The organism is Bacillus cereus group sp. MYBK220-1 (genome assembly GCF_051916445.1).
GTDB classification, from domain to species: Bacteria; Bacillota; Bacilli; order Bacillales; family Bacillaceae_G; genus Bacillus_A; species Bacillus_A cereus.
The window spans coordinates 311,162-335,054 of record NZ_JBQAGQ010000001.1; the positions used below are offsets into that span (position 1 = coordinate 311,162).

Here is a 23,893-nt window from a genome sequence, read left to right on the forward strand (position 1 = left end):
AAAAGGAGAACTATTGATGAATTATAAACAACTACTACTAGAAAACTTTGCATTTAAAACTTCATATGTTGCACAATTTGTGCCCGGAATGAGTATAAAAAAAACGAAAGATTATATTGCTGTTGATTGTGGATTACCTGCCGATACATTTAATATCATCACTCTACTAAACAATAATTTAACGGAAGGGATCGAGAAATTATATAAAGAGGTAGAATACTATTATCAAAGAAATTTTCCAATGAGTGTTTGGTTATGGGATGAGGAGCAAGAGCGGGATATAAAAAGTGAGTTAATTAAAATCGGTTTAAAAGAAGTGGAACAGAATATTGCGATGGTAGCAGACTTAAAAACAATTTCCCCAACAATAAACATGCCAGTAAGTTTTACTATTCAACAAGCATCTTCACCTGGACAAATAAATAAATTTGGAGAAACGTTAGCTGATCTATTCGGTACATCAGAAGAAGGTATACATGTACAAGCATTCTATAATCAAATTTCTAATCTTGATATATGTAACAGTGAGAATCTGAAATTATTTTTAGGGTTATATGAAGGTGAAGTCGTAACTGTTGGTTCATTGATATGTTCAAAAGATAGTATTGGTATTTATGACATCGCAACGAAAGAAGGAATGAGAGGACGAGGGTTCGGATCTGCTATGTTCAATTTCCTGCTGCAAGAAGCACATAAATTTAAAAATACGTATTGTGTATTACAAGCTTCACCCGATGGAATCAATATTTATAAAAAATTGGGATTTCAAGATATCGGCAAAATGACTGTATTGGAAAATCGACATTTAATTGAGTAAATCATTCAAGTTAAATCGTCTTTATATAGGAGCTTATAAATCGTTATGAAAAAGATATATCTCGTTACAATAATTTGTGCATTTATAGTAATAAGTATCTTTGTTTTTCAGAAAATAAATGAACATAAGTATACTAAAGCTATTAATCAATCAAATCATATAAAAAATATCGCACATAGAGGTGCTTCTGCATATGCGCCTGAACATACAATAGCAGCATATAAATTAGGACAAAAAATGAATGGAGATTATATAGAAATTGATCTCCAAATGACAAAAGATGGGCATTTAGTGGCAATGCATGACGAAACCTTAAACCGTACAACAAATGGTACTGGGCTAGTGAAAGAGCATACATTAGAAGAAATAAAGCAACTAAATGCAGATTCTTTTTTCAACGAAAAATATCCGAACTTAGCAAAGAAAGAATTTGAAAATGCTAAAGTCCCAACATTAACAGAAATTATTGAAACGTTTGGGCATAACGCAAACTATTATATTGAAACAAAATCACCTAATGAATATCCAGGAATGGAAGAAAAATTATTAGAGATTATTAATCACTATGAAATACAGGATAAAGTTATTATTCAATCGTTTAGTGAAGAAAGTCTGCAAAAGATTCATAGCTTAAATAGTAATATATCTTTAGTACAATTATTACCTTATAAAAAAGCAGTTCAATTAACAGAATTAGAGATAGAAAAGTATAAAACGTACTGCATAGGTCTTGGTATGAATTACAAATATATTGATTCAGATTATGTAAATAAAATAAAGAAAAACGGATTAGAAGTTCATCCATTTACAGTAGATAATGAAAAAGATATGAAAAAGTTACTTTCATGGGGAGTCGACGGGATGTTTACTAATTATCCGGATCGTTTACATTCAATATTGGATTTGAAAAGTCATGAATAAGAAGTGTTATTCATAAAGGGAAAATTTACACAACCTATATATTAGGATTAATAATGCAAGGTGGCATGTTGCATATAAAAAGAAAATACCAAAAACCGCAACTAGAAGACCTGGGTTGCGGTTTTTTTATTGCTTCGATTTCAGTTTACAAAGTTTGAAGCTAGAAATGTAAATCTATTTAGATGAATTGGCTTCTTATGTATTTGTACTTCGGATCGTTCTAGGTATATGTACAACCCATGAGACGAGTTTTGCATAGGATAATAGAAAAGGAGATGTTGCATATTGAAATACCACAATAGAAATGTAAGTAATCTGAATAAATTAGCGGATAATACGAAAGCTGCAGCTTTTAAGTGGTATCAGTACTGTATCGACAATGGAATTGAAGTATTAATTTATGAAACAATCCGTACGGTCGAGCAACAACGTGAATATGTTCGTAAAGGAGCATCACAAACGATGCGCTCATATCACTTAGTAGGACAGGCATTAGATTTTGTTCCAATTCAGTCGAATGGTACAGAAGATTGGAATGGCTATAATAAAGAACCGTGGGCATCAGCAATTCGTTATGCTAAACAAATTGGCTTTGAATGGGGCGGTGACTGGAAAGGATTTGTGGATAGCCCGCATTTGCAATATAACTACAAAGGATATGGAACGGATACTTTTGGAAAAGGTGCTCAAAACGTAGTGACTCCTCCCCCGTCGAATGATAGTGTAGGGATTGCTTATATTAACGGTAGTAATGTAAATTTACGAAAAGGACCTGGTACTGGATATGGCGTTATTCGTCAATTAGGGAAAGGAGAGTCCTACAAAGTATTTGGACAATCAAATGGCTGGTTAAATCTCGGTGGCGATCAGTGGATTTATAACGATCCATCATATATTCGTTATACGGGAGGAAATGTACCAACACCTTCACAATCATCAAACGAGGGTGTAGGTGTAGTTACTATAATCGCTGATGTATTGCGTGTTCGTACCGGCCCAGGAACAAATTACGGCATTGTGAAAAACGTGTATCAAGGTGAAAAATATCAATCATTTGGATATAAAGATGGTTGGTATAATGTTGGTGGAAATCAATGGGTTTCTGGTGAATATGTTACGTTTGTAAAGTAAAAATAAGAGCCGTCCTGTTGGGCGGCATTTTATTTTAAATATTCATAGGGCGAGCACTCATGATATCATTCGTGATACATAGAGTATAATTTTTCATTCTAATAATCAGAAAGTAATCAAAATGTAATTAATTTCAACTACGCTTTTTATATTTTTTTGATACACTGGCTACGAGGGGGATACCAATTAAGGTGGGTAAAAACCAAAACCATATTGGCGGAAGTAAATTTATAATAGGAATATGGATGCCGACATTTACTAAAAGTGCGGTGACTGCCCCTATATAAGAACCTAACATACCTCTAATGTGGTGATGGAGCCAATTTTTCCAACGTTTTTTTCGTGCAAGGTATCCATAAATCGCAAATGAATAAGAGAAGATTGCTACATAAAATAAATATGCAATTTTATCCCAGTTGATAATGGATAATAGTATTGCCGTAAGGGTAATGACAACATAGGATGCATGATATATTTCGCCCCATTCGGTATGTTTTCCTTTCTTCTTTTGGGCAACCATCGCTACAATACCAGTGATTAAGCATATTGTTCCAAATAGGATGTGTACGGTTAAAAGAATGTTAAAAATGCTCATAATAATTCCTCCTTTTTTATTTTTATAGTATTGCAGTATAGGAGAAAAGTTGAAAAATATAGTTAGTTCGGCTTAATATATTGAAATAAAGGTACTCCTAGAACAAAATCCAATGATTGAACTATTTTCTCAAATTTAGTGAGCTGATTATTATGTTAAATGAAGGAGAGACTTCTATGTTTACATCTATTACATATTTACAATCGGGCAATGAGAAACAACAAAAAATATATGATGTTTTGAATAGCCTAAACATAATGGAGGATTTAGCTTTATATAATCCCGTTCTTTGCGGGACAATCCCTATAAGAATTGATACTCCTCAATCTGACTTAGATATTGTAATGGAAGTATATAACTTTGATGTTTTTGAGCAGGAAATGAGATCTTTATATGGTTCTTATGGAGGGTTCAACATAAAAAAGAAAAAAATTAAAGGTACTGAATCGATAAAGGTGAATTTTGAATTCGAAGGTTTTGAATTTGAATTATTTGCTCAACCGAAGCCAGTGCGTAATCAAAATGCATATAGACACATGATAGTGGAACACATGCTATTAATGCAGCATCCCCATATAAGGGAAGAAGTTATTCGCTTAAAGGAACAAGGTTTAAAAACAGAACCTGCTTTTGCTCAAGTATTAAATATTGACGGAGATCCTTATGAAGAGCTTATTTTATTAGGGCAGGAAATGAAATTGTGGTAAATAAGATACATAAAAAAATCCTCCAAAAACAAAAGAGGATTTTTTTTATGCCGGTAACTTCCGAATTAATTCACTGAGCAATTTAATTCCGTTAGTCATTTGTTCTGGAGTAGCATATCCATATGATAAACGAATGTACTGATCTGATTCTTCTTCATAAATACGTCCCGGATTTAAAAGAATTCCTTTTGATAGTGCCTCTGAAAATAGTTTTTTCATCGGAATGTTATGTATAACCTTTAGCCATATAAAAAATCCACCACTAGGAATATCCCATGATGCAATATCTGCACAATATTTATTTAAAGCTCGTATCATTATTTGTCTTCGTTCTTTCAGGTGCATTCTTACGTTTGCTACATGTGCTTCATAAAAACCTTCATTTATCCATTCAGCAGCTACTCTTTGAGATAAAGAGCTGGATCCATAGTCTGTTTGCATTTTTATATCTGACAATCTATCAATAACAGGTTCTGGTCCAATTATCCATCCAATTCTAAGTCCTGGGCTAAGTGTTTTAGAGAGACTACCAATATATAATACATGTCCATGTTTATCCATCGACTTTAAAGGAGCTGGAGGTGATTCATCAAGCCATAACTCTCGGTAAATATCATCCTCGATGATAGGCAATTGCTCTTTTTCACATATTTTTAATATTTCTTTTCTTCGCTCTTTGGACATCAATATCCCCGTTGGATTTTGAAAACAAGGGATTGAATATAAAATATTATTCTTTTGACTATATTTAATTCGTTTTAATAAGTCGTTAGGTAAAATACCGTGATGATCCATTGATATACCGGATAAATTTATATTTGCTGATTGAAAAACATGAAGTGAATATAAGTAAGAAGGTTGTTCAAGTAAAACAGTTGATTTTCTATGTAAAAGACCAATTGATATTAATTGTAATGCTTGGAGTGCACCAGAGACTATTAATATAGAACCCGGTGATGCATGTATTCCAAATGATTTTACGTATTTGCTTATTGCTTCCCGTAACGGATAAAAACCTTTTTGTTCTTCGTATCCGAAATAATCTAATTCCTCACTGACGTTTTTAATTATAGATTGCATAGTTTCGAGCGGGAAAAGGTGAGGTGCAAGTTCACCTTTACTAAGATGGATAAGCGTTTTATTTGCTTCTGCTTCATTTATTTCTCGCACCATTAACTTACTTGGTTTATGAATACCGGCCTTTACATATTCACTCCAATCGGGCGGGGGATTAGTTGCTAATAATGACCATGTATTATTTGTTACAATTGTTCCTGCTCCGATTTGTCCTTGAATTAAACCATCTGCCATAAGTTCATCTAGCGCATTTATTACAGTACTTCGATTTACATGAAATAATTTTGCTAACTGCCGCTGACTAGGGATTTTACTTCCAATTGGCCATTCTCCGTTTTCAATTTTTTCTTTCATATAGTCTATTATCTGCCGATATTTGGGCACTTTTTTATCGGTTGTCATATAAAAAACTCCTTCGTTTATTTAAAAGATTCAAAGTGGTTGGTTTTTCCGATAAATAACTGGTTGAAGACATTGTATCAACTATTAAATATGATGAAAAGAAATAATTGGTAATTTAAAAATGGTTGGTTTTTTAGGGAAGGAGAGAAAATATGCATAATAAAAAATGGGATTTACGCATTATATGTGCTCACGCTTTTACAATTCTTATATGGGGAACTGCTTTTCCAGCAATTCGTATGGGGCTTGAATCTTATACGCCTGAACACCTTACTTTACTACGCTTATTAATCGCTTCATTTATACTTTTGTTATTTTCATTTATATACAAACTACGACTACCGGATTTAAAGGATATCCCAGCAATTTTTATATTTGGTGCTTTAGGGTTTACTATTTATCACATCGCATTAAATTACGGCGAAAAAACAGTAAATGCTGGATCTGCAAGTTTAATTATTTCAGTCACCCCAATAGTGACGGCAATTCTTGCTTCTGTTTTTTTGAATGACAAAATGAAATTAAATGGTTGGCTTGGTGGTGTAATTAGTTTTACAGGAATTGCCTTAATTTCATTTAGCCAGGGCGATGCTATTCAATTGAATAGCGGGGGATTATTTATATTATTAGCGGCGATTTCAGAAAGTCTATTTTTCGTTTTCCAAACATCTTACTTAAAAAAATACGGCTTCTTACCATTTACCATATATACAATTTTGTCTAGTACTGTATGTATGCTTATTTTCTTACCCGGAGTTTATCAAGAAATACTAGCAGCTCCTCTTGAAGTTAACTTGAGCGTTATATATTTAGGTGTCTTTCCAACAGTACTCCCGTATATTGCATTGGCCTATATTATATCTCGTGCTGGTGCTTCTGAAGCAACAAGTTCTCTATATTTAACGCCAATAACTGCGTGTTTCATTGCTTGGATATGGTTAGGAGAAGTGCCAACTTTAGTTTCGATAATTGGCGGAGGGATTACTATACTTGGAATTGTGATTGCTCATATACCGGTATTAAGAAAAGAAAAACATAGGAATTTAGCAAATAATCAATCCGTATAATGTAATTCAATAATAATTTTATGATACTTTTTTATATAGTTTCTTTCTTATGTTGATAAATATAATATTTTGTATTTCAGTTAAATATTGTATGTTACATTTTATGTAGTAAGCATTTTAAAAGGAGCTGACAACATAATGAATGGAAAAAGAAAAATTTTCACATGTATTTCTATTGTAGGAATCGGACTAGCTAGTTTTTCTAATTCTAGTTTCGCAGCAAGTGTAACGGACAATTCAATACAAAATTCTATTCCCGTAGTTAATCAACAAGTAGCTGCTGCAAAGGAGATGAAACCATTTCCCCAGCAAGTTAATTATGCAGGTGTTATAAAACCGAATCATGTTACACAGGAAAGTTTAAATGCTTCTGTAAGAAGTTACTACGATAATTGGAAAAAGAAATATTTGAAAAATGATTTATCTTCTTTACCTGGTGGTTATTATGTAAAAGGAGAGATTACAGGTGATGCTGATGGGTTTAAGCCACTTGGAACTTCAGAAGGTCAAGGGTATGGGATGATAATTACAGTATTAATGGCTGGTTATGATTCGAATGCTCAAAAAATCTATGACGGTTTATTTAAAACAGCAAGAACTTTTAAAAGTTCTCAAAATCCTAATTTAATGGGATGGGTTGTCGCAGATAGTAAAAAAGCACAAGGTCATTTTGATTCTGCTACTGATGGAGATTTAGATATTGCGTATTCTCTTCTTCTTGCTCATAAGCAGTGGGGATCTAATGGAACAGTTAATTATTTGAAAGAAGCACAAGACATGATTACAAAAGGTATTAAAGCTAGTAATGTTACAAATAATAACCGACTAAATTTAGGAGATTGGGATTCTAAAAGTTCACTTGATACGAGACCATCTGATTGGATGATGTCACACCTTAGAGCATTTTATGAATTTACAGGTGATAAAACTTGGCTTACTGTTATTAATAATTTGTACGATGTTTATACGCAATTTAGTAATAAGTACTCTCCAAATACAGGACTTATTTCAGATTTCGTTGTAAAAAACCCACCACAACCCGCACCTAAAGACTTCTTAGATGAGTCAGAATATACAAATGCATATTATTATAATGCTAGTCGAGTACCTTTAAGAATTGTAATGGACTATGCGATGTACGGCGAGAAGCGAAGTAAAGTCATTTCTGATAAAGTCTCTTCATGGATTCAAAATAAAACGAATGGAAATCCTTCTAAAATTGTGGATGGTTATCAATTAAATGGATCCAATATTGGTAGTTATCCAACTGCTGTATTTGTTTCACCGTTTATTGCTGCAAGTATAACGAGTAGCAATAATCAAAAGTGGGTAAATAGTGGTTGGGATTGGATGAAGAATAAGAGAGAAAGTTATTTTAGTGATAGTTATAATTTATTAACTATGTTATTTATTACAGGAAATTGGTGGAAGCCTGTACCTGATGATAAAAAAACACAAAATCTAATAAATGATGCAATTTATGAAGGATACGATAATTAATTAAATTTGAGAATGGTTACTGAAGAAAGGAATTAGCATTCGCTAGTTCCTTTTTAATGTTTTGTAAAACATTATCCATTCTAAAATTCGCATAGATATACTTGCTTTTTTCATATACATAGTTATTGATGACTCTATGTTTTTATGAAGGGAGAGTATTTCTTGGAAAAAGTATTATTTTTCGGAGACCCAGGTATTGATGACTCATTTGCCATTATGTATGGTTTACTGCATCCCGAAATTGAAATTGTCGGTATTGTAACCGGATACAGAAATGTTGAGCATATACATGCTGCACATAATGCAGCGTATATTTTACAGTTAGCAAATAGACAAGACATTCCTGTCATTAGTGGTGCAACAAAACCACTGACAGAAGAAATCACTACGTACTATCCTGAAATTCACGGAGCAGAAGGATTAGGGCCCATCCATGTTCCAGAAAGCGTATTATCTATTCCAATATACAATTTTGGTAGTATCGCTGCGATTCTTGTAAAGTACGGAAAAGATTTAACGATTGTTGATGTAGGAAGATCTACCTCGTTAGCAATTGCTTTTAATTTATGGAGTGACTTAATGCTAAATGTAAAAGGAATCTATTTCATGGGTGGCGTCTTTTTAGAAGTAGGAAATGTAACACCATTAGCGGAGGCAAACGTGTATGGAGATCCTATAGCAAGTAAAATTGTTTTCCATCAAGCAAAAAATTTATTCATATTCCCTTTAAATGTAACAAACAAAGCTGTGTTAACACCAAATGTATTTAACTATATTCAAGCTAATGCAAAGAATCCATTTCATATGATAATGAAACCAATGTATGACTACTATCTATCCGCATACCAAAAACTTAATCCATCTATGGAAGGACCTTTGCTACATGATGTGGTTGCAATAAGTGGATTAGTAAATCCAAGTTTTTTTGAATTTGTGCATCGTACAGTAAATGTAGAGACATACGGAGATACGAAAGGACAAACATTTGCTGATTTTCGCCATAGCTCTATATCTGAAGGAGCCCGTATAGCACTAGAAATAGATGAACAAAAATTCATTCAAGATTTTATAAAAATCATGTTATAAGTTGTTGTCGAAAAAGGGAATTATTTCACTACGTTGAATATAAACATACATCCTCTATATAAGGGAGCTTACAATATTGAATGTCCAGTTAAAGGTTGTTACGAGAGAAAATTGGGAAGAAGCATTAAAGCTACAAGTTAAAGAAGATCAAAGAAAATTTGTCCCCGCTGTAGCAGTTTCACTTGCTAAAGTATATATAAAACCAGATGGTGACAATGTAGAGTACATACCATTCGCTATATACGATGGTGACCTTATGGTTGGTTTTGTTATGCATGCTGTTGTAATAGAGACATCGGATATGTATTGGATTAACGGATTTATTATTGATCAATCGCAACAAGGTAATGGTTATGGAAAAGCAGCATTACAAGAAAGTATTGATATAATAAAAAATACTTTTAAATCGTGTAAAGAAATAAGATTAACCGTACATAAAGATAATCTCTCTGCAAAGAAATTATATGAACGATATGGTTTCATATCATTAGGACAGGAGTATGATGGTGAGCAAGTATACCGTTTATTTGTTTAACTATTAAGAAGTAAAGGTGTGAAATGAAATATGCAATTTACTGAAGTGAAAATTGAAGTGTTCATTCCTGAAGAATATATTGAAACATTAAGGGATGAATTAAATAAAATTGGAGCATGTAAAACTGGCGAATATGACCATTGTCTTTCCTATAGTTCAGTGAAAGGATATTGGAGACCTTTAGAAGAGGCATCTCCTTTTAATGGAGAAATTGGTCAAATATGCGAAGGACAAGAATGTAAAGTTGAAATAAAGTGTAAACGAGAACTTGTAAAAGATGCTCTTGAAGTTATTAATGATATTCATCCGTATGAAACACCTATGATTTATATTATACCAATACTAAATGACTATTTTGAGAAACTATACATTAAATAACTAGGAGGAATATCAATTGAAAAGTAAATTTCATCATATTGTACGAGCAGTCATGATAAAAGATGAAAAATTATTAGTTGCTGAATATATCGGCCATCATTATTTTTTACCTGGTGGCCATGTTGAAATTGGAGAATCAGCAGAGAATGCATTAAAAAGAGAGTTAAGAGAAGAACTTGGAGTAAACTGTAGTATACAACAATTTTTAGGTGTCATGGAAAATCAATGGCAAGATAAAGAAGTTCTTCATCATGAAATTAACCACATTTTTGAAGTAGAGTCACAAGATTTACATACGGACTTAACACCGAAATCTAGCGAGTCTCATTTAGCATTTCACTGGATAGCTTATAATAAAGAAGCCTTAAATCATTATGAAATCATGCCAATGCCTTTAGTAAAGGAATTACTAGAAAGTAAGTTAAATGATGAACTCCTAAATTGTTGGATTAGTAATTTTTAAATCACTTTATTTATAGTAAATACGTCCATCGAATGAATATAAAGAAAATAGGCTGAAAAACAAGGTACATCACCTAGTGTAAGTTCATATTTTGTTGATGTACGCATTTAGTCTATAGTCTTGTTTCTACTTTGTTTAAAAGAATTTATTAACTTTAATATTTGGACGGAATTTACATTTATAAATGGAGGGTTTCATAATGAATCAGTTTCAACAAGAACTACAATCATTAAACCTTAATGATTATCAAACTGGCAATGTTGTGTATTGGGATCAACAACAAAGTCAATATCCATACTATTACATTCAAGACGATGCACGTCGTTGCGGCGGATGTGGCGGTTGTGGTGGACGTTGCGGTGGATGTGGCGGTAGATGTGGTGGTTGTGCAGGTCGTTGCGGCGGATGTATAGGATGCGCAGGATGTTTCAGTTGCTTTAATTGCTGGAACTGGTGGATTATTTAAGTATAGAAAATCCAAGTTATTTTATATGAAAGAAAGGTGTAAAAACTATTTTGCACTTTTCTTTCATGCTGTAATTTTGATGTGTATTAAGGGGGATTTATTTGTATACATATGATAAGTTGATTTCTTGGGTAGAGGATATAAAAGAAAAAAATCATAGTTCTGCTACAGCACTTTGTATTATAAAAGATAATAAAATCGTACTAGAGCATTATAGTGGTTATCACTCAAATACATCTACAACCAAGAGAGTAACAGCATCTTCACAATTTAACGTTGCTTCTGCTAGAAAAAGTTATTTAGGATTAATGATAGCGTATGCGCTTTATGAGGGGAAAATAAACTCTATTGATGATGAAGCGATAAAATATTTTAAAGACTTTGATCCTGCATTGCTTAGTAAAACGACGATAAGACATTTAGTAACACATTCGCACGGATTAGAAGAAACGAATGACAGGACAATTTTTCGTGAATTTGCACCGGGACAATCATGGGCGTATAGAGATATTAATGTAAGAATGATGACACGTCTTATTTATCAGCTATATAACAAAAGTTTTCCTGAATTGTTAAAGGAGCGTGTGTTTAAACCTGCTAATTTTCAAGAAACAGGTTGGAGAGTTCAGCGAGATGAAAATTTAGTTGACGTTGTTAATAATCCAAATGAAGACGCAATTAGTGAAATTGGTACGGTAGATGACGGTACTGAAAAAAATTTGTTTGTCTCAGCTAGAGAATTTGCGCAGTGGGGCAATCTTCATTTAAATCAAGGTGGGATAGATGGTAAACAAATTGTTCCAAAAGAAGTTATAAAAATCGCTACGAGTTTGCAGAGTCCAACATATATAAACAAAGAGCTACCACAAAATGGATTGTTTTGGTTCATCCAAAATGAGCCTGCGCAATTAAGCGAACTTGGTGAACGTGTTCCAAAAGGGTCGTATCAAATATTAGGGATTACTGGACCGACCATTTTAGTAATACCTGAATATAATGTAGTTGTTGCAAAAATGTATAACAAAAGATATAACTACGGCGGTGATAATTACTTATATTATTTACGTGAATTTAGTAATTTAGTCGCTGATACATTTAGTAACGGTAATAGGGCATAATTACTCCTATAACAAAAAGGAGTGATTGAAAGTGAAAGATAAAGTGAACAAAAATAAAAAACAAAATATAAAAGATGTAAATACAGAGCAAAATGCGATTTATAGCGATCCTAAAGATGCAGCTAATATGCAAACTGTACCGCAGCCGAAAGATTTTGATGAAATCGAATATTAATTTTTCATCCGACTATATGATGAATGAAAAATACGTCTTAAGTCTCATCACATATAAGAAATTATTTGATAACATATATACATAAGCATTTGAAAATGGCTTATCTTAACAAAGCTTTCTTTAGAAACATCTGATATAACCTGCAAAAGGCACTTCTTTATGAAGTGTCTTTTTGTGTATATGAACTTAATTACCATTTTCCGTACAGTATCTTGCAATTTATGATGGATATACTAACTGTGAAAATTCATGTCAAGATAAAAGAAGGGGACAGTTAATATGAAACAAACTTCTATAAATCCGTTACTAATTGTTCTAGGTACAATCATTGTTCAAATTGGCCTTGGAACAATTTATACATGGAGTTTATTTAATCAACCCCTTGTAAGTAAGTTTGGATGGAATCTTAATTCAGTAGCGATAACTTTCTCCATAACAAGTTTTTCTTTATCATTCTCAACTTTATTTGCAGCCAAGTTGCAGAAAAAATTAGGACTTCGAAAACTTATTGCTACTGCAGGAATTGTTTTAGGACTCGGCTTAATACTTAGTTCACAAGTTTCTTCTTTACCACTATTATATTTATTAGCTGGTGTCGTTGTTGGTTATGCGGATGGAACAGCTTATATTACATCACTATCTAATTTAATTAAATGGTTTCCAAATCGGAAAGGGCTTATTTCAGGTATATCTGTATCAGCGTATGGAATGGGCAGCTTAATCTTTAGATATATAAACGGAAATCTTATCGATAACCTTGGTGTATCACAAGCATTTTTATATTGGGGTATTATCGTGTTACTTTTAGTGTTAATCGGATCGTTCTTCTTACGTGAGGCAATTGTAAGTAATGCTGTAACTGAAACATTACACAATGACTATACTCCGCGTGAAATGATGCGAACGAAACAAGTATATCTGCTATTTTTTATGTTATTCACCTCGTGTATGGGTGGTTTGTATTTAATCAGTATGGTAAAAGATATCGGCGTACAACTTGTTGGACTTAGCGCAGCAACCGCTGCAAACGCCGTTGCTATGATTGCGATCTTTAATACAGTAGGTAGAATCATTCTTGGGACGTTATCAGATAAAATCGGCCGAATGAAAATTGTCTCTGCAACGTTTATTATTATAGGTTTGTCAGTCTTTACTTTAAGTTTTATTCCGCTAAATTACGGAATCTATTTTGCTTGTGTAGCAAGTGTCGCCTTTTGCTTCGGCGGTAATATAACTATATTCCCAGCTATTGTCGGAGATTTTTTTGGATTAAAAAACCATAGTACAAATTACGGGATTGTCTACCAAGGTTTTGGATTTGGTGCGCTTGCAGGATCATTTATTGGAGCGATACTTGGGGGATTTCAACCAACTTTCATTATAATCGGTATTTTAAGTGTTATTTCCTTCATTATTTCAATATTAATCCGTCCACCAAATGTAGAAAAGAAAAAGGAACTAAAACATTTACATCGGAAAGTAGCTTAATTTTAAAAAGAGTCCTCATGTTAGGGCTCTTTTTTATTCCATTAACTTTGCTTCTTTACGAACTTATTAAAGACAGGACAATTTCATTATAAAATTGAATAGATAAGTAAAAAGGAGCGTGACACTTAAAATGAAAATAGTACAGCAGTGGGTACAAGAAGATAGTGATTACATAAGAGAGAAAGTAATTGAATACAATCAAAAATATCTTGCAGATGAAGAAAAAACACCTTCAGAAAAGGTTAGTTTCATAGTAAGAAATGAAAAAGAAGAAATAGTAGGTGGGGTAACAGCAATAACTTTTTGGCACCATGTACACGTTGACTTTCTATGGGTTTCTGAAGAATATAGGCATGAAGGTTACGGAAGCAAGTTAATAAAGCTTATTGAAGAATTTGCAATTGAAAAAGGGTGTAGGTTAATTAATTTAGATACTTTTAGTTTCCAAGCACCTGATTTTTATAAGAAACATGGATATAAAGTAATTGGAGTAAGTGAAGATCATCCGAAAGGACATAATCATTATTATTTAGAAAAACGGTTAAAAAGTATATAGAATTTGTTAACGTTAGTATTTGAAATACAAATGCAATAAGGGCAAGGTTATTATTAATTTCAGTATTAATTGAATCAATTTTTATACTAAAACTGCAAGAACGTACTTTGGATAATCTTCCTAAGGTACGTTCTTTTTTTATATCAGTAGCCTATTCTTATTAACTCCAACAATAGCGGTAAAGGCAAGACTTAACTAACTTATATATATTAAAAGGAGTTAATGGTAGAATGAATAGAAGGCAGAAAATTCCTTTTATTTAAAATAGAGGAGGTACATATGAAAAAAGTTAATGTTACATACGCGATTTTGTACGATAAAACAAATGAAAAGATCTTAATGGTAAAAAACAAAGGGGAAAATGGTTCTTATTATACATTACCAGGTGGCGCAGTTAAACTAGGAGAAACATTAGAAGAAGCAGTAATTCGAGAAGTAAAAGAAGAAACAGGGTTACATATAAACGTAAACGGGATTTGTTCTATCAGTGAAGCCTTTTTCGAGGAAAGAGATCATCATGCAATTTTCTTTAATTTTCTAGGCGAAATAATCGGCGGGGAGACATATATATCAAGGCCAAAAGAAATCGAAGAGATTACTTGGATGGAATTACATATAGCAGCACCGTATTTACGCATACCAGAACATTTACTATATTTATTACAAAAGAAAGAAACAGTACCTTATTTTTTTAACGGAACAATCGTTCATCAATCTTCATAAAAATATTATCTCATGTAAGGCGGGGGAAACATGGAGTTTATCGTTAATCACAAACAATTTACTCAAGCACTTTCAGAAGTCAACAAAGCAATATCAACAAAATCTTTAATTCCTATATTATCTGGTATAAAAATAACTGCAGATCAATCTGGAATTACTTTAATTGCAAGTAACTCAAATATTTTTATTGAAAAATTCATTCCTGTTTCAATTGAAGACGAAAAGATTGCAACTATTTTAAAGGTAGGAACTATTGTTGTACCTGCAAAGTATTTCATTGAAATAATAAAGAAAATGCCAAGTGATATCGCAATAAAAAGTAAGAATGAGCAAACTATTAAGATACAATCAGAAGAAATCACATTAAGTTTAAATGGATTTCCTGCAGATGAGTTTCCGAATGTACCGCTTATAGACAATCATGCAGAAATCAAGGTAGAGACAGAGCAATTGATTGAAGTATTTAAACAAACAGTCTTTGCGGTAGCAAAAAATGAATCTAGACCTGTTCTTACTGGGGTGCATATAGAGTTATCTAATAATAAGTTAATTTGCGCTGCAACTGACTCACATAGACTAGCGATACGCGAAACATTACTTTCCTCAGATGTAAAAGCAAATTGTATTGTACCAAGCGCAACCATTAGTGAACTTCTAAAATTAATGAACAGCAATTCGGAATTCGTATATATCTACCTTTCAGAGAGTCATATTATATTTACGCTCGGAACAACTACATTATATTCAAGACTAATTGAAGGGAAATATCCTAATATTTCTAACCTTATTCCAAATGATTTTAAAACGATTATTAACGTAGATAGAAAAAAGATATTACAAGGTGTAGACCGATCAAGTTTATTAGCAAGTGAATGGGCTAATAACAATGTTAACTTAGAAATCATAAACGAATCCACAATTAAAATTTCTTCAAACGCTTCTCAAATTGGGAAAATATCTGAAACGCAACAAATAGATGCGATTCAAGGTGAAAAACAATTAAATATATCTTTCGATGGGCGTTTTATGGTTGATGCTTTAAGAGCAATAAAAGAAGAAACGATTACTTTAAGTTTTGGAGGTTCTATGCGACCGATATTGATTGAAGCAGGAGAGCAATCTGCAGCAGTACATCTTATATCGCCAGTAAGAGCTTATTAAGGATAGAGGAAGGGATTAATAGACAAAGCAGCAATGGTAATCTGAAATACAAAGCAAAATAATAATAACCTGAATATAAAAGCCATAGATTAATCGATATGGGGTGAGTACGATGAAGAAAATAATTGTTTTACTCATTGGTATAGTTTTAATTATTTTTGCTTTTTATCAATACAACAAAAAAGACTATGCAGCTAAAAGTACTAACTTGTATGTAGAAAACTTTAAAGGGGAAAATGATTCAATAAAAATACAATCTGCTATTAATAAAGCAGAGTCTAGTAAAATTAAAACTGTATTGCTTGATGATAAAAAGTATAAAATCACGTCACCAATCATTGTTAAAAAAGGTGTGAAATTATTATTTGGTTACGGATCCCAATTTGTAGTTGAGGGAAACTTTAGAGTTTTAGAACTAGAGAAAAACGCATCCATTGAAGGAGCGTATATAACTATTGACGATCCTAAATTTAACTCTGAAGTTATTTATTTAGACGGTAAAAATAAATATTATAACACTTGGAACAAAACACAAATAAAAGATATAAATATTATCAATTGGACGGAAACGAATAAAGGTACCGGAATTTCTTTATACTCTGCTGGAAAAGAAAATGAAATTTCGTTTGTTAACTTCGAAAATATTAAAGTTGTAGGAATGGAAACTGGACTGAAATTAGTAGCGAAAAAACCGAGCACCGGACAAGCTTGGATAAATGCCAATCGTTTTATGAACTTTTCTTTAGAAGACTGTGTAAATATGATTTATATGGATAGTCAAGTAACTACGCCAAATGAAATTAGTGGGAATCAATTTACAAACCTTCAAATACAGCCTTCAAATAAAACAAAAAGCATTATACAGGTAAGTGGTCAACATAATGAATTTCATGGGATGGTGTGGGATTTAAATAAAATAAAACATGAAAACGAACTCATTGAACTGACTGATAAGAGTATGAATACAGTGGTTGAAATGTCCAGTGTACCAGCAAATAGAGTTTTAGATAGTGGGAAATCCAATATTGTGAAATAAGTTTAAATACAGAAAAAAGAGCGAATTCTTTATAAGAGGATTCGCTCTTTTTATATTTTAAAATTAAATTTCCTTCCACCAAGCGGATGAAGGATAATTTGTAGATTTTAACGTAATAGATTCACCAATTTGAGGCGTTGTAATTTTAACTCCTAAACGGTTAGCTTCTTTCGTAACACGTTCTATCGGGTCACTCCATTCGTGTAATGCTAATGTAAAAGCACCCCAATGAATCGGAAGAAGTAATTCTCCTTGTACATCAATATGAGCTTGTACAGTTTCTTCAGGCAACATATGAATCGCAGACCACCTCGGATCATATTGTCCGCATTCCATCAATGTAAGATCGAATGGACCATATTTATCACCAATTTCCTTAAAGTGAGGGGCATAACCGCTATCGCCACTAAAGAAAATTTTAGTCTTTTGACCAAGGATAAGCCATGAACACCATAATGAACAATCTCTATCTGTCATACTTCGTCCAGAGAAATGCCTTGCAGGAGCACAAACTAACTTAATATTATCAAATGTAATTTCGTCCCACCAATTATGTTCACTAATTTTACTAGGCGAAACACCCCATTTAATAAGATATTGTGCAACTCCAGTTGGAACATAAAAGTGCTTTGCGCGATCTTTTAACTGCATAATACTTTTGTAATTCAAATGATCATAGTGATTATGAGAAATGATAATCGCATCAATTTCTTGAAGGTCATCACGTTCTAAAGAAAAAGTACCACTATAGCGTTTACTATTAAACAAAGGAAATGGGGAAGAGGCATCTCCAAACATAGGGTCTACTAATAGTTTTTTACCTTCTATTTTCAAAAGAGAAGCAGAATGGCCAAACCATGTAACACTCTCTAACGATTCATTATCTTTATTTGATAAAACGATAGGCAAACCCTTTATAGGACGCAGCTTTGATTTTATTTTAAAGTAATCCGTCATTAAACTTATAATATCTTTCGGTTTAAAACTCATATCAGTATGAATTTGATTTGTATATTTCTTATTCATTCGTTCTCCTTTTTACGATTAACAATTTACGTATGTTGTTATTGTGGCTATTTGTAGTTTAAACTATATTATTTTACCTTTCATCTAAATTGCCTTGTATTTCATAAATTCGTCAAATTCATTATTTGTATCTATAAAGTACAAATTGCACAGTGGCAGCTAAAACAAATATTAAGTACATGTAAATTGTTTTTATTTAGTAAATTCCTTCTTATACGCAACAAAGAACATACGTTTTGTTGTATGTTATAGAAGAAAATATGTCTCTAATAAAAGAAAGGAAGGAGAGGATGTAAGTGCACATAGAGCGAAAAAAGAAATCAAAATGTAAACTATCAAAATCTGAAATCATGCATTTGTATACTGAAGGGAAGAGCACCTCAGAAATCGCCATGCTCGCTAATGTGTCTGCAAGGTATATTCGTATGGTTTTATCAGACAATAACGTACCAAGACGCGCTATAGGGAGTTGGAAGAGAAAGTATGACATAACAGAAGATTATTTTAAAACGTGGTCAAACAATATGGCTTATATTTTAGGGTTTATAGCAGCAGATGGTGTTATACAGAAAGAAAATCAATGTGTCAGTATATCTCAAAAAGAAAGTTATATTTTAGAAGATATAAAAAAAGAACTAAAAACAAACCAGCCACTTTATCAAAACAAAAAAACAGGCGTATATATGCTAAATATTAATAGCAAAACAATAAAAGACGACCTTATGAACATACACGGAATTATGCCATGTAAATCATTTAACATCGAATTTCCTTTTGTACCAGAAGAATATTTGCATCATTTTGTTCGTGGGTATTTTGATGGGGATGGTCATGTTAACTCTCACAAATACTTTGTTAGTTTTGTTGGTGGATCATATAATTTTATGAATTCTTTTAAAGATATCCTTGAGAATAATAAATTCCAATTAAGTTTTGTTGACAAAGAAAAACAATATCGTATTTACCTAAGTGGTAAAAATAATGTTAATAAATTTTCACGGTGGATTTATAAAGATAAAGGTTTACATTTAAAGCGTAAATACAATATTTTTCAAGAAAAAGAATAATTGTAATGATAATCGAATAATTCACAAACAAGTTCAATTATAAAATTAAAATTCACGATGAATTATTAATTGAAATCAAAGTAATTGCTAAAGCAAACAAATTATAAATATAGTTTAGTCAAATTCAAAGCAACTTGTTTAAATTTAATAATTAAACAAGTTGCTTTTTATTATGTTTTATTAATGATTATTTACGCTAATCCTGCATCAACGAACTATTCACTAATAAATAAAGAAAAGGGAAGTATACCAAATGAAACTAACCTATAATAAGTTTATTACTTTTTTCTAGTAGACATAATATATATTATAGGCAGTTATAGAAACAAAGTAATATCAGATATCAAAAACCAAGTAAACTATACTTAATGAGACGAAACAGAGATTTTTAGTGAGATTCACATGAAATCTTATCTAAACAAATTTCTTCAGTTTTTATCGTTTTTATTTGTTATAAATTCATCACAGCAAATCTTAATCAATAATCGCTTAAGATTTAACGAATTAAAAACATTTTTGATTGGCAAGAAATTTTTATACAGAAAAATTATTTCTATACAAAATATAAATTAGTAATTTTATTTTATGTTTTACTTAATGAATTTATTGCTATTTGCACATGTTTTACAACTTTACATTATTTGTTGTTATTTCTGTTATTTAGACTTGACTTTCATTACACTCATTGTTTTTTATCCTAGTTAACATAACGCTTATTTTTAACATAAAAAAATCCTCCTCACCTTCAGGAAGATTTTTTGTTTGCTATTATTTTATTTATATCTTCTAGTAACAATCCCAATTGTAAATGACATTGGAAAAATCTAGATTTAACAAATCTTCCTTACGTATAAAGAAATTAGCAACCCCAGAATCGCCCCACATAATATTTAATGAATCGTCTGTATCGATTTGCAGCAATAATATGTCATGTTGCTGGTATTTTTCTTCCCATTCCCTTGGATCTGTCTGTGTGAAAAATGGATAACCACCAATTTTATGTCCTTGATCCTTACATAAATCATCATACAGTTCGCCTAATTCTGTATTATTTTCTTCATCAACAATTTCTTCCCAATCAATGTTATCACTAAAAATCATTTCAAATCGATAATCTCTTGGTGTTACTGGTTGATATGCCAACTCAAACTTTAGTTTTGCTGCTTCGGGTATGATAAAATTCTCTAAATCTAAAGTGTTTAAATAACTAAAATCAGTAATAACCTTATTTAAATCTTCTATAATTGTAGAATGATAAATAATTCGAAAGTCTTTTTGGACTGTTGGATGATCAAAATCTGCTCCAAAAAGATCTTCTTCAGCACTTATGAAAAACTGTAACATTCCATGTTGAGGCATATGTTCAATATTTGGTATTTCTTCAAGGTTTAACTGCGCAAGTAGCATCATAGGTTGTCCGTTTGAGTCTTTAGGATGCTCTTGATCTATAGGTAAATACGGATATCCACCAAACTTACTTTCAAAAAGCGTTGTCTCTGCTTGCGTTCCAGACACTTTAACATACGGTTTCACACTTTCTTCTAAAATACTACGATACTGTTCTAGTTCTTTCGGAATTTGAAGTTGATACGTATTCTTCACTACATTTGCCTCCCTTTAGTAATGAATTGAAAATGCCTAACTTAATTATATAGTAAGCGATAGCTCAATTGAAAATCGTTAAAAATCCATTTTCACCCTCATTTTTTGCGCGCTTGGTGGACAAAGTAGATTATGTTCTAATACCTTTTTATTAATAGTTCGAATTAAATCCGCTGTTTCTGCAGTATTTGTATTTTCTTTTAGCTTTTCTTTTAAATCGTCAATTTCTTTTGAAAGCTCAATCCACCTAGGTAAAACATGATTATTTGCTAAAGTTCTATAAAGTTGCTTTTCAGGATTGTACGAAAGATCTTTATCAAGATTAAGAGGTTTCCCTTTACCAGGTAAATGATCAAAAGACCCTTTCTTTTCTGCTTCTTTAACGATAGAACTAATATGATCTTCATACGTATAGGACCAAACTTTCTCATCTTTTACTAAAATCTCTTGCTTTTTTAGTTTTTTATCTAGTTCTTCTTGATTCATAGATTCTCTCTCCTTTTTATTTTCTAATGCCCTTAACCCATCGAATAGCTTTTCTCGCCACCATACGCTATCATGTCCGCCTTGAAACTCTTCGTAAGTGGTTTTGGTGTTTCATTTCTTCTAAAGCTTTATATAGTCGTCTATTAGCCGTTAAAAGAGGTTCGTTTTCAAGTTCACCTACTGCTATGTAAGTATTGAGGTGAGTTGCATTAGAATCTATTAATGAAATTTGATTTTCAATCCAAGGAATTGCATTTTCATAATCGTCCTTTTTCCAATGTACGGATCCAGACATTGACAACACATTTCCGAAAATATGTGGATTTTGAAGTGCTGCATAAAAAGCTGCTAAGCCACCAAGACTGAAACCAGCAATTGTTGTATGATTCCTTTCTTGATAAACGTGATACTTAGATTGAATCCACGGAAGTAATTCCTTTGTTAAAAATGTATTCATTTTATCGTTATAAGTTAGCTCTTCTAATCGATCAACAGGATCTATAGTAACAGTAATACACGATGGGATTTCTTTTTCGTAAATTAAATAATTAAGTGTTTTTGTGATTGAAAGGTCATTAATGAATGAATTCCCATCAAATACAATGAGAAGTTCTTGAATATGTGAAGTGTGAGAATAATCATGAGGCGTATAAATATGAATTTTGCGTGTGTTATTTAAAATCGAACTATAAAAAGAATATGTTTCAATCTTTCCGGATGGATAATCATTTGAAGGAAAACGACTGCTATATTGCACCTCCATTCCTATGTTTAACACAGACGCTTTATTGGTACCTTCTCCAAATGTATTTCGATTAAATTGGTCTATTTCGTACTGTTCACTACGCTTTATCCAATCATTTTCGAAAACATCGTTTACTGAAAAATAGTACGTTGAAATAAAACTCTTATCTGTCCTAAACGTTACATACCAAATATCTGTCTGTAACAATCGTTGTAATTGATTTACAGACAGATCCCAACCAGGAAAACTACCGAATACATAAACATTTTCAGTATTTTGATCGCCTAACCATATATACGTTATAAGTTTATACTGATTATCTGCAGGGCATTGTTCTATTAGTGGCGTGTGATTTGACTTGATTTCATGCAAAAAAGTATAAAGAGCTTTTTTGTTTCCATTCTTTAATTGATTTTTAAGCTTCTCTAACTTAGGACTGATTATTGTAGTCACCTCTCTTTCTCCTTTGTAGTATTTATTCTATATGTAGTTTTTTTCATTAGAATCCCTATATAAAAGTAGTCGTAAGTTATTTGTTTAGCGAAGTTATTTATTAGAAAAATAATCAATTGCCTGAATAGAAAGTTCTAATGATTTTATTCTTCTTTCTAAAAGCGTTCTTTGAGGACTCCCAAGCTTTGACTTAACGTAAATCTTTTCAATTGATGGAAGCAAACCAATTAGAACATTACGAGCTTCTGCTAAATCTTCCTGAGTATAATGATGAGTTTCTTGCTTCCAAACACTTTCTAACATAGCTAAGCCGATACTAGCTGCTTTGAGTCTTTTTTTCACTAAAGTAGTATTTGATCCTTTTTGAGTCATCTGTGATAAGGCATTTTCAAGTTTACTAATTGTTGACTGTAAAGATTTTATTGATTCTACTTTATCTATATTTGATACGTTTTTCATGTTAATGTTATCCCTTCTATGTTGCTAACTTGTTTTGTTTAATGTTTAATGAAATCCTTAAAAGCTTGATTTCACTCGAAATATTTTAACATAAATAACTAACTGTATTCGAGTTGGACAATAACTTAAAGTAAAACAGCTATTCCTCTCTCCTCCCCTGTATCATTCTATTATATGTACTTCTTTCTTCTCATTAGAATTCCTATATAAACTAGTTGTTAATATTGAATGTTTTATGAACAAAAAAACGTACAAGTAATGTAACCTGTACGTTTTCGCTTTTATTCAGTAAGGTAATAAAGTAATAGCTTTCTGGTCTTCTCATAACTTATGAAATCTCTATACAAAATCGGATAATTCACAATTTCTGTTTCTAGAAAACGATATTGCGGAAACCACTCGAAAAACGATTTTCTTAACCACTTTATTTGTTGAAACGTAATGTTCTGTTCGTTTCCATTTAGTACAGAATTTAAAGTAGCTGCTGTATGCATCCAATAATGATTAAAATCAGCGTTTATACAGTCATCTTCGGTAAATTTACTTTTTAAATCTCGCTGCAATTTTGCTGTAGCACGATAAGGAAACGGTTTATGAAGTGGACTATGCATTTTCTGCAATTCCTTAAAAATAATTCGTTTTCCTAACTTCAA

27 protein-coding genes are annotated in these 23,893 nt (G+C 32.0%); 19 read left to right on the forward strand and 8 right to left on the reverse strand.

All coding sequences use genetic code 11. From position 1 onward, the window contains the following. Positions 1–16: 16 nt before the first annotated feature. The 3 genes from ACTFRU_RS01535 to ACTFRU_RS01545 all read left to right on the forward strand — a co-directional run bounded on the left by ACTFRU_RS01535 (position 17) and on the right by ACTFRU_RS01545 (position 2,869). On the forward strand, positions 17–817 hold the full coding sequence (locus tag ACTFRU_RS01535) for a GNAT family N-acetyltransferase (RefSeq protein WP_001107096.1): 801 nt from the start codon (positions 17–19) through the stop codon (positions 815–817). A 45-nt stretch (positions 818–862) separates the two neighbouring features. Next, entirely contained in the window at positions 863–1,738 is an 876-nt protein-coding gene (locus ACTFRU_RS01540; RefSeq protein ID WP_000725653.1) for a glycerophosphodiester phosphodiesterase, read from the forward strand. Between the two features lie 285 nt (positions 1,739–2,023). Further along, on the forward strand, positions 2,024–2,869 hold the full coding sequence (locus ACTFRU_RS01545; RefSeq protein WP_000873736.1) for an SH3 domain-containing protein: 846 nt from the start codon (positions 2,024–2,026) through the stop codon (positions 2,867–2,869). A 133-nt stretch (positions 2,870–3,002) separates the two neighbouring features. Here the strand turns inward: ACTFRU_RS01545 and ACTFRU_RS01550 are convergent, their stop codons facing one another. After that, on the reverse strand, positions 3,003–3,464 hold the full coding sequence (locus ACTFRU_RS01550) for a hypothetical protein (RefSeq protein ID WP_006929674.1): 462 nt from the start codon (positions 3,462–3,464) through the stop codon (positions 3,003–3,005). A gap of 176 nt (positions 3,465–3,640) precedes the next feature. On the opposite strand from ACTFRU_RS01550, the gene ACTFRU_RS01555 reads away from it, so the two are divergent. Continuing rightward, the gene (locus ACTFRU_RS01555; RefSeq protein ID WP_000495197.1) at positions 3,641–4,171 is read left to right on the forward strand and encodes a DUF4269 domain-containing protein; all 531 of its coding nucleotides are present in this window, start codon (positions 3,641–3,643) and stop codon (positions 4,169–4,171) included. Between the two features lie 45 nt (positions 4,172–4,216). Here ACTFRU_RS01555 and norG read toward each other — a convergent pair whose 3' ends face one another. Beyond that, entirely contained in the window at positions 4,217–5,650 is a 1,434-nt protein-coding gene (norG, locus tag ACTFRU_RS01560) for an efflux pump transcription regulator NorG (RefSeq protein ID WP_440037416.1), read from the reverse strand. A gap of 152 nt (positions 5,651–5,802) precedes the next feature. Between norG and ACTFRU_RS01565 the strand changes: the two genes are divergently transcribed. The 14 genes from ACTFRU_RS01565 to ACTFRU_RS01630 all read left to right on the forward strand — a co-directional run bounded on the left by ACTFRU_RS01565 (position 5,803) and on the right by ACTFRU_RS01630 (position 17,402). After that, a complete protein-coding gene (locus ACTFRU_RS01565; RefSeq protein ID WP_025709387.1) occupies positions 5,803–6,717 on the forward strand; it encodes a DMT family transporter in 915 nt (304 codons plus the stop codon). A 138-nt stretch (positions 6,718–6,855) separates the two neighbouring features. Continuing rightward, positions 6,856–8,217 carry a glycosyl hydrolase family 8 gene (locus tag ACTFRU_RS01570; protein ID WP_016122599.1) on the forward strand — a complete coding sequence of 454 codons (1,362 nt, stop codon included), beginning with the start codon at positions 6,856–6,858 and terminating at the stop codon, positions 8,215–8,217. A 162-nt stretch (positions 8,218–8,379) separates the two neighbouring features. Then, positions 8,380–9,303, forward strand: a complete 924-nt coding sequence (locus tag ACTFRU_RS01575) for a nucleoside hydrolase (RefSeq protein ID WP_440037417.1) — start codon at positions 8,380–8,382, stop codon at positions 9,301–9,303. Between the two features lie 76 nt (positions 9,304–9,379). Continuing rightward, complete coding sequence (locus ACTFRU_RS01580) at positions 9,380–9,838, forward strand: GNAT family N-acetyltransferase (protein WP_016122601.1); 459 nt, start codon at positions 9,380–9,382, stop codon at positions 9,836–9,838. 30 nt (positions 9,839–9,868) lie between these two features. Further along, positions 9,869–10,216: a divalent cation tolerance protein CutA gene (gene cutA, locus ACTFRU_RS01585; protein WP_001160791.1), complete on the forward strand. Its 348-nt coding sequence runs from the start codon at positions 9,869–9,871 to the stop codon at positions 10,214–10,216. Positions 10,217–10,232: 16 nt separating this feature from the next. Then, positions 10,233–10,679 carry an NUDIX domain-containing protein gene (locus ACTFRU_RS01590; RefSeq protein WP_440037418.1) on the forward strand — a complete coding sequence of 149 codons (447 nt, stop codon included), beginning with the start codon at positions 10,233–10,235 and terminating at the stop codon, positions 10,677–10,679. Positions 10,680–10,878: 199 nt separating this feature from the next. After that, positions 10,879–11,145: a heterocycloanthracin/sonorensin family bacteriocin gene (locus ACTFRU_RS01595; RefSeq protein ID WP_001071389.1), complete on the forward strand. Its 267-nt coding sequence runs from the start codon at positions 10,879–10,881 to the stop codon at positions 11,143–11,145. A gap of 101 nt (positions 11,146–11,246) precedes the next feature. Beyond that, complete coding sequence (locus tag ACTFRU_RS01600) at positions 11,247–12,263, forward strand: serine hydrolase domain-containing protein (RefSeq protein WP_000288894.1); 1,017 nt, start codon at positions 11,247–11,249, stop codon at positions 12,261–12,263. 31 nt (positions 12,264–12,294) lie between these two features. Beyond that, entirely contained in the window at positions 12,295–12,438 is a 144-nt protein-coding gene (locus ACTFRU_RS01605; protein ID WP_000653680.1) for a hypothetical protein, read from the forward strand. A gap of 279 nt (positions 12,439–12,717) precedes the next feature. Next, on the forward strand, positions 12,718–13,926 hold the full coding sequence (locus ACTFRU_RS01610; protein WP_006929696.1) for an L-lactate MFS transporter: 1,209 nt from the start codon (positions 12,718–12,720) through the stop codon (positions 13,924–13,926). Positions 13,927–14,056: 130 nt separating this feature from the next. Then, the gene (locus ACTFRU_RS01615; RefSeq protein ID WP_000706906.1) at positions 14,057–14,482 is read left to right on the forward strand and encodes a GNAT family N-acetyltransferase; all 426 of its coding nucleotides are present in this window, start codon (positions 14,057–14,059) and stop codon (positions 14,480–14,482) included. A 279-nt stretch (positions 14,483–14,761) separates the two neighbouring features. Then, entirely contained in the window at positions 14,762–15,205 is a 444-nt protein-coding gene (locus ACTFRU_RS01620; RefSeq protein ID WP_000757608.1) for an NUDIX hydrolase, read from the forward strand. Between the two features lie 30 nt (positions 15,206–15,235). Then, positions 15,236–16,366 carry a DNA polymerase III subunit beta gene (dnaN, locus tag ACTFRU_RS01625; protein ID WP_000394482.1) on the forward strand — a complete coding sequence of 377 codons (1,131 nt, stop codon included), beginning with the start codon at positions 15,236–15,238 and terminating at the stop codon, positions 16,364–16,366. A gap of 112 nt (positions 16,367–16,478) precedes the next feature. Beyond that, positions 16,479–17,402: a hypothetical protein gene (locus ACTFRU_RS01630; protein ID WP_044306484.1), complete on the forward strand. Its 924-nt coding sequence runs from the start codon at positions 16,479–16,481 to the stop codon at positions 17,400–17,402. Between the two features lie 63 nt (positions 17,403–17,465). On the opposite strand, the gene ACTFRU_RS01635 is transcribed toward ACTFRU_RS01630, so the two are convergent. Beyond that, positions 17,466–18,428 carry an MBL fold metallo-hydrolase gene (locus ACTFRU_RS01635; protein ID WP_440037419.1) on the reverse strand — a complete coding sequence of 321 codons (963 nt, stop codon included), beginning with the start codon at positions 18,426–18,428 and terminating at the stop codon, positions 17,466–17,468. A 296-nt stretch (positions 18,429–18,724) separates the two neighbouring features. On the opposite strand from ACTFRU_RS01635, the gene ACTFRU_RS01640 reads away from it, so the two are divergent. After that, the gene (locus ACTFRU_RS01640) at positions 18,725–19,495 is read left to right on the forward strand and encodes an LAGLIDADG family homing endonuclease (protein ID WP_000546826.1); all 771 of its coding nucleotides are present in this window, start codon (positions 18,725–18,727) and stop codon (positions 19,493–19,495) included. A gap of 786 nt (positions 19,496–20,281) precedes the next feature. On the opposite strand, the gene ACTFRU_RS01645 is transcribed toward ACTFRU_RS01640, so the two are convergent. The 5 genes from ACTFRU_RS01645 to ACTFRU_RS01665 all read right to left on the reverse strand — a co-directional run bounded on the left by ACTFRU_RS01645 (position 20,282) and on the right by ACTFRU_RS01665 (position 23,893). Then, the gene (locus tag ACTFRU_RS01645) at positions 20,282–21,097 is read right to left on the reverse strand and encodes a YwqG family protein (RefSeq protein WP_006929708.1); all 816 of its coding nucleotides are present in this window, start codon (positions 21,095–21,097) and stop codon (positions 20,282–20,284) included. Between the two features lie 78 nt (positions 21,098–21,175). After that, a complete protein-coding gene (locus tag ACTFRU_RS01650; protein WP_006929710.1) occupies positions 21,176–21,583 on the reverse strand; it encodes a J-domain-containing protein in 408 nt (135 codons plus the stop codon). Between the two features lie 70 nt (positions 21,584–21,653). Further along, positions 21,654–22,781: an alpha/beta hydrolase-fold protein gene (locus tag ACTFRU_RS01655; protein ID WP_440037420.1), complete on the reverse strand. Its 1,128-nt coding sequence runs from the start codon at positions 22,779–22,781 to the stop codon at positions 21,654–21,656. Between the two features lie 93 nt (positions 22,782–22,874). Then, positions 22,875–23,240 carry a hypothetical protein gene (locus ACTFRU_RS01660; RefSeq protein ID WP_000800305.1) on the reverse strand — a complete coding sequence of 122 codons (366 nt, stop codon included), beginning with the start codon at positions 23,238–23,240 and terminating at the stop codon, positions 22,875–22,877. 281 nt (positions 23,241–23,521) lie between these two features. Then, on the reverse strand, positions 23,522–23,893 hold the full coding sequence (locus tag ACTFRU_RS01665) for a YxiJ-like family protein (RefSeq protein ID WP_000765936.1): 372 nt from the start codon (positions 23,891–23,893) through the stop codon (positions 23,522–23,524).

Bases quoted from the DNA above. Each gene is read 5' to 3' on its own strand.
- ACTFRU_RS01555 (WP_000495197.1), top strand. From the start codon at position 3,641: ATGTTTACATCTATTACATATTTACAATCGGGCAATGAGAAACAACAA.
- ACTFRU_RS01635 (WP_440037419.1), bottom strand. From the start codon at position 18,428: ATGAATAAGAAATATACAAATCAAATTCATACTGATATGAGTTTTAAA.
- ACTFRU_RS01550 (WP_006929674.1), bottom strand. From the start codon at position 3,464: ATGAGCATTTTTAACATTCTTTTAACCGTACACATCCTATTTGGAACA.
- dnaN (WP_000394482.1), top strand. From the start codon at position 15,236: ATGGAGTTTATCGTTAATCACAAACAATTTACTCAAGCACTTTCAGAA.
- ACTFRU_RS01610 (WP_006929696.1), top strand. From the start codon at position 12,718: ATGAAACAAACTTCTATAAATCCGTTACTAATTGTTCTAGGTACAATC.
- ACTFRU_RS01565 (WP_025709387.1), top strand. From the start codon at position 5,803: ATGCATAATAAAAAATGGGATTTACGCATTATATGTGCTCACGCTTTT.
- ACTFRU_RS01660 (WP_000800305.1), bottom strand. From the start codon at position 23,240: ATGAAAAACGTATCAAATATAGATAAAGTAGAATCAATAAAATCTTTA.
- norG (WP_440037416.1), bottom strand. From the start codon at position 5,650: ATGACAACCGATAAAAAAGTGCCCAAATATCGGCAGATAATAGACTAT.
- ACTFRU_RS01535 (WP_001107096.1), top strand. From the start codon at position 17: ATGAATTATAAACAACTACTACTAGAAAACTTTGCATTTAAAACTTCA.
- cutA (WP_001160791.1), top strand. From the start codon at position 9,869: ATGCAATTTACTGAAGTGAAAATTGAAGTGTTCATTCCTGAAGAATAT.
- ACTFRU_RS01630 (WP_044306484.1), top strand. From the start codon at position 16,479: ATGAAGAAAATAATTGTTTTACTCATTGGTATAGTTTTAATTATTTTT.
- ACTFRU_RS01615 (WP_000706906.1), top strand. From the start codon at position 14,057: ATGAAAATAGTACAGCAGTGGGTACAAGAAGATAGTGATTACATAAGA.
- ACTFRU_RS01650 (WP_006929710.1), bottom strand. From the start codon at position 21,583: ATGAATCAAGAAGAACTAGATAAAAAACTAAAAAAGCAAGAGATTTTA.
- ACTFRU_RS01595 (WP_001071389.1), top strand. From the start codon at position 10,879: ATGAATCAGTTTCAACAAGAACTACAATCATTAAACCTTAATGATTAT.
- ACTFRU_RS01570 (WP_016122599.1), top strand. From the start codon at position 6,856: ATGAATGGAAAAAGAAAAATTTTCACATGTATTTCTATTGTAGGAATC.
- ACTFRU_RS01620 (WP_000757608.1), top strand. From the start codon at position 14,762: ATGAAAAAAGTTAATGTTACATACGCGATTTTGTACGATAAAACAAAT.
- ACTFRU_RS01540 (WP_000725653.1), top strand. From the start codon at position 863: ATGAAAAAGATATATCTCGTTACAATAATTTGTGCATTTATAGTAATA.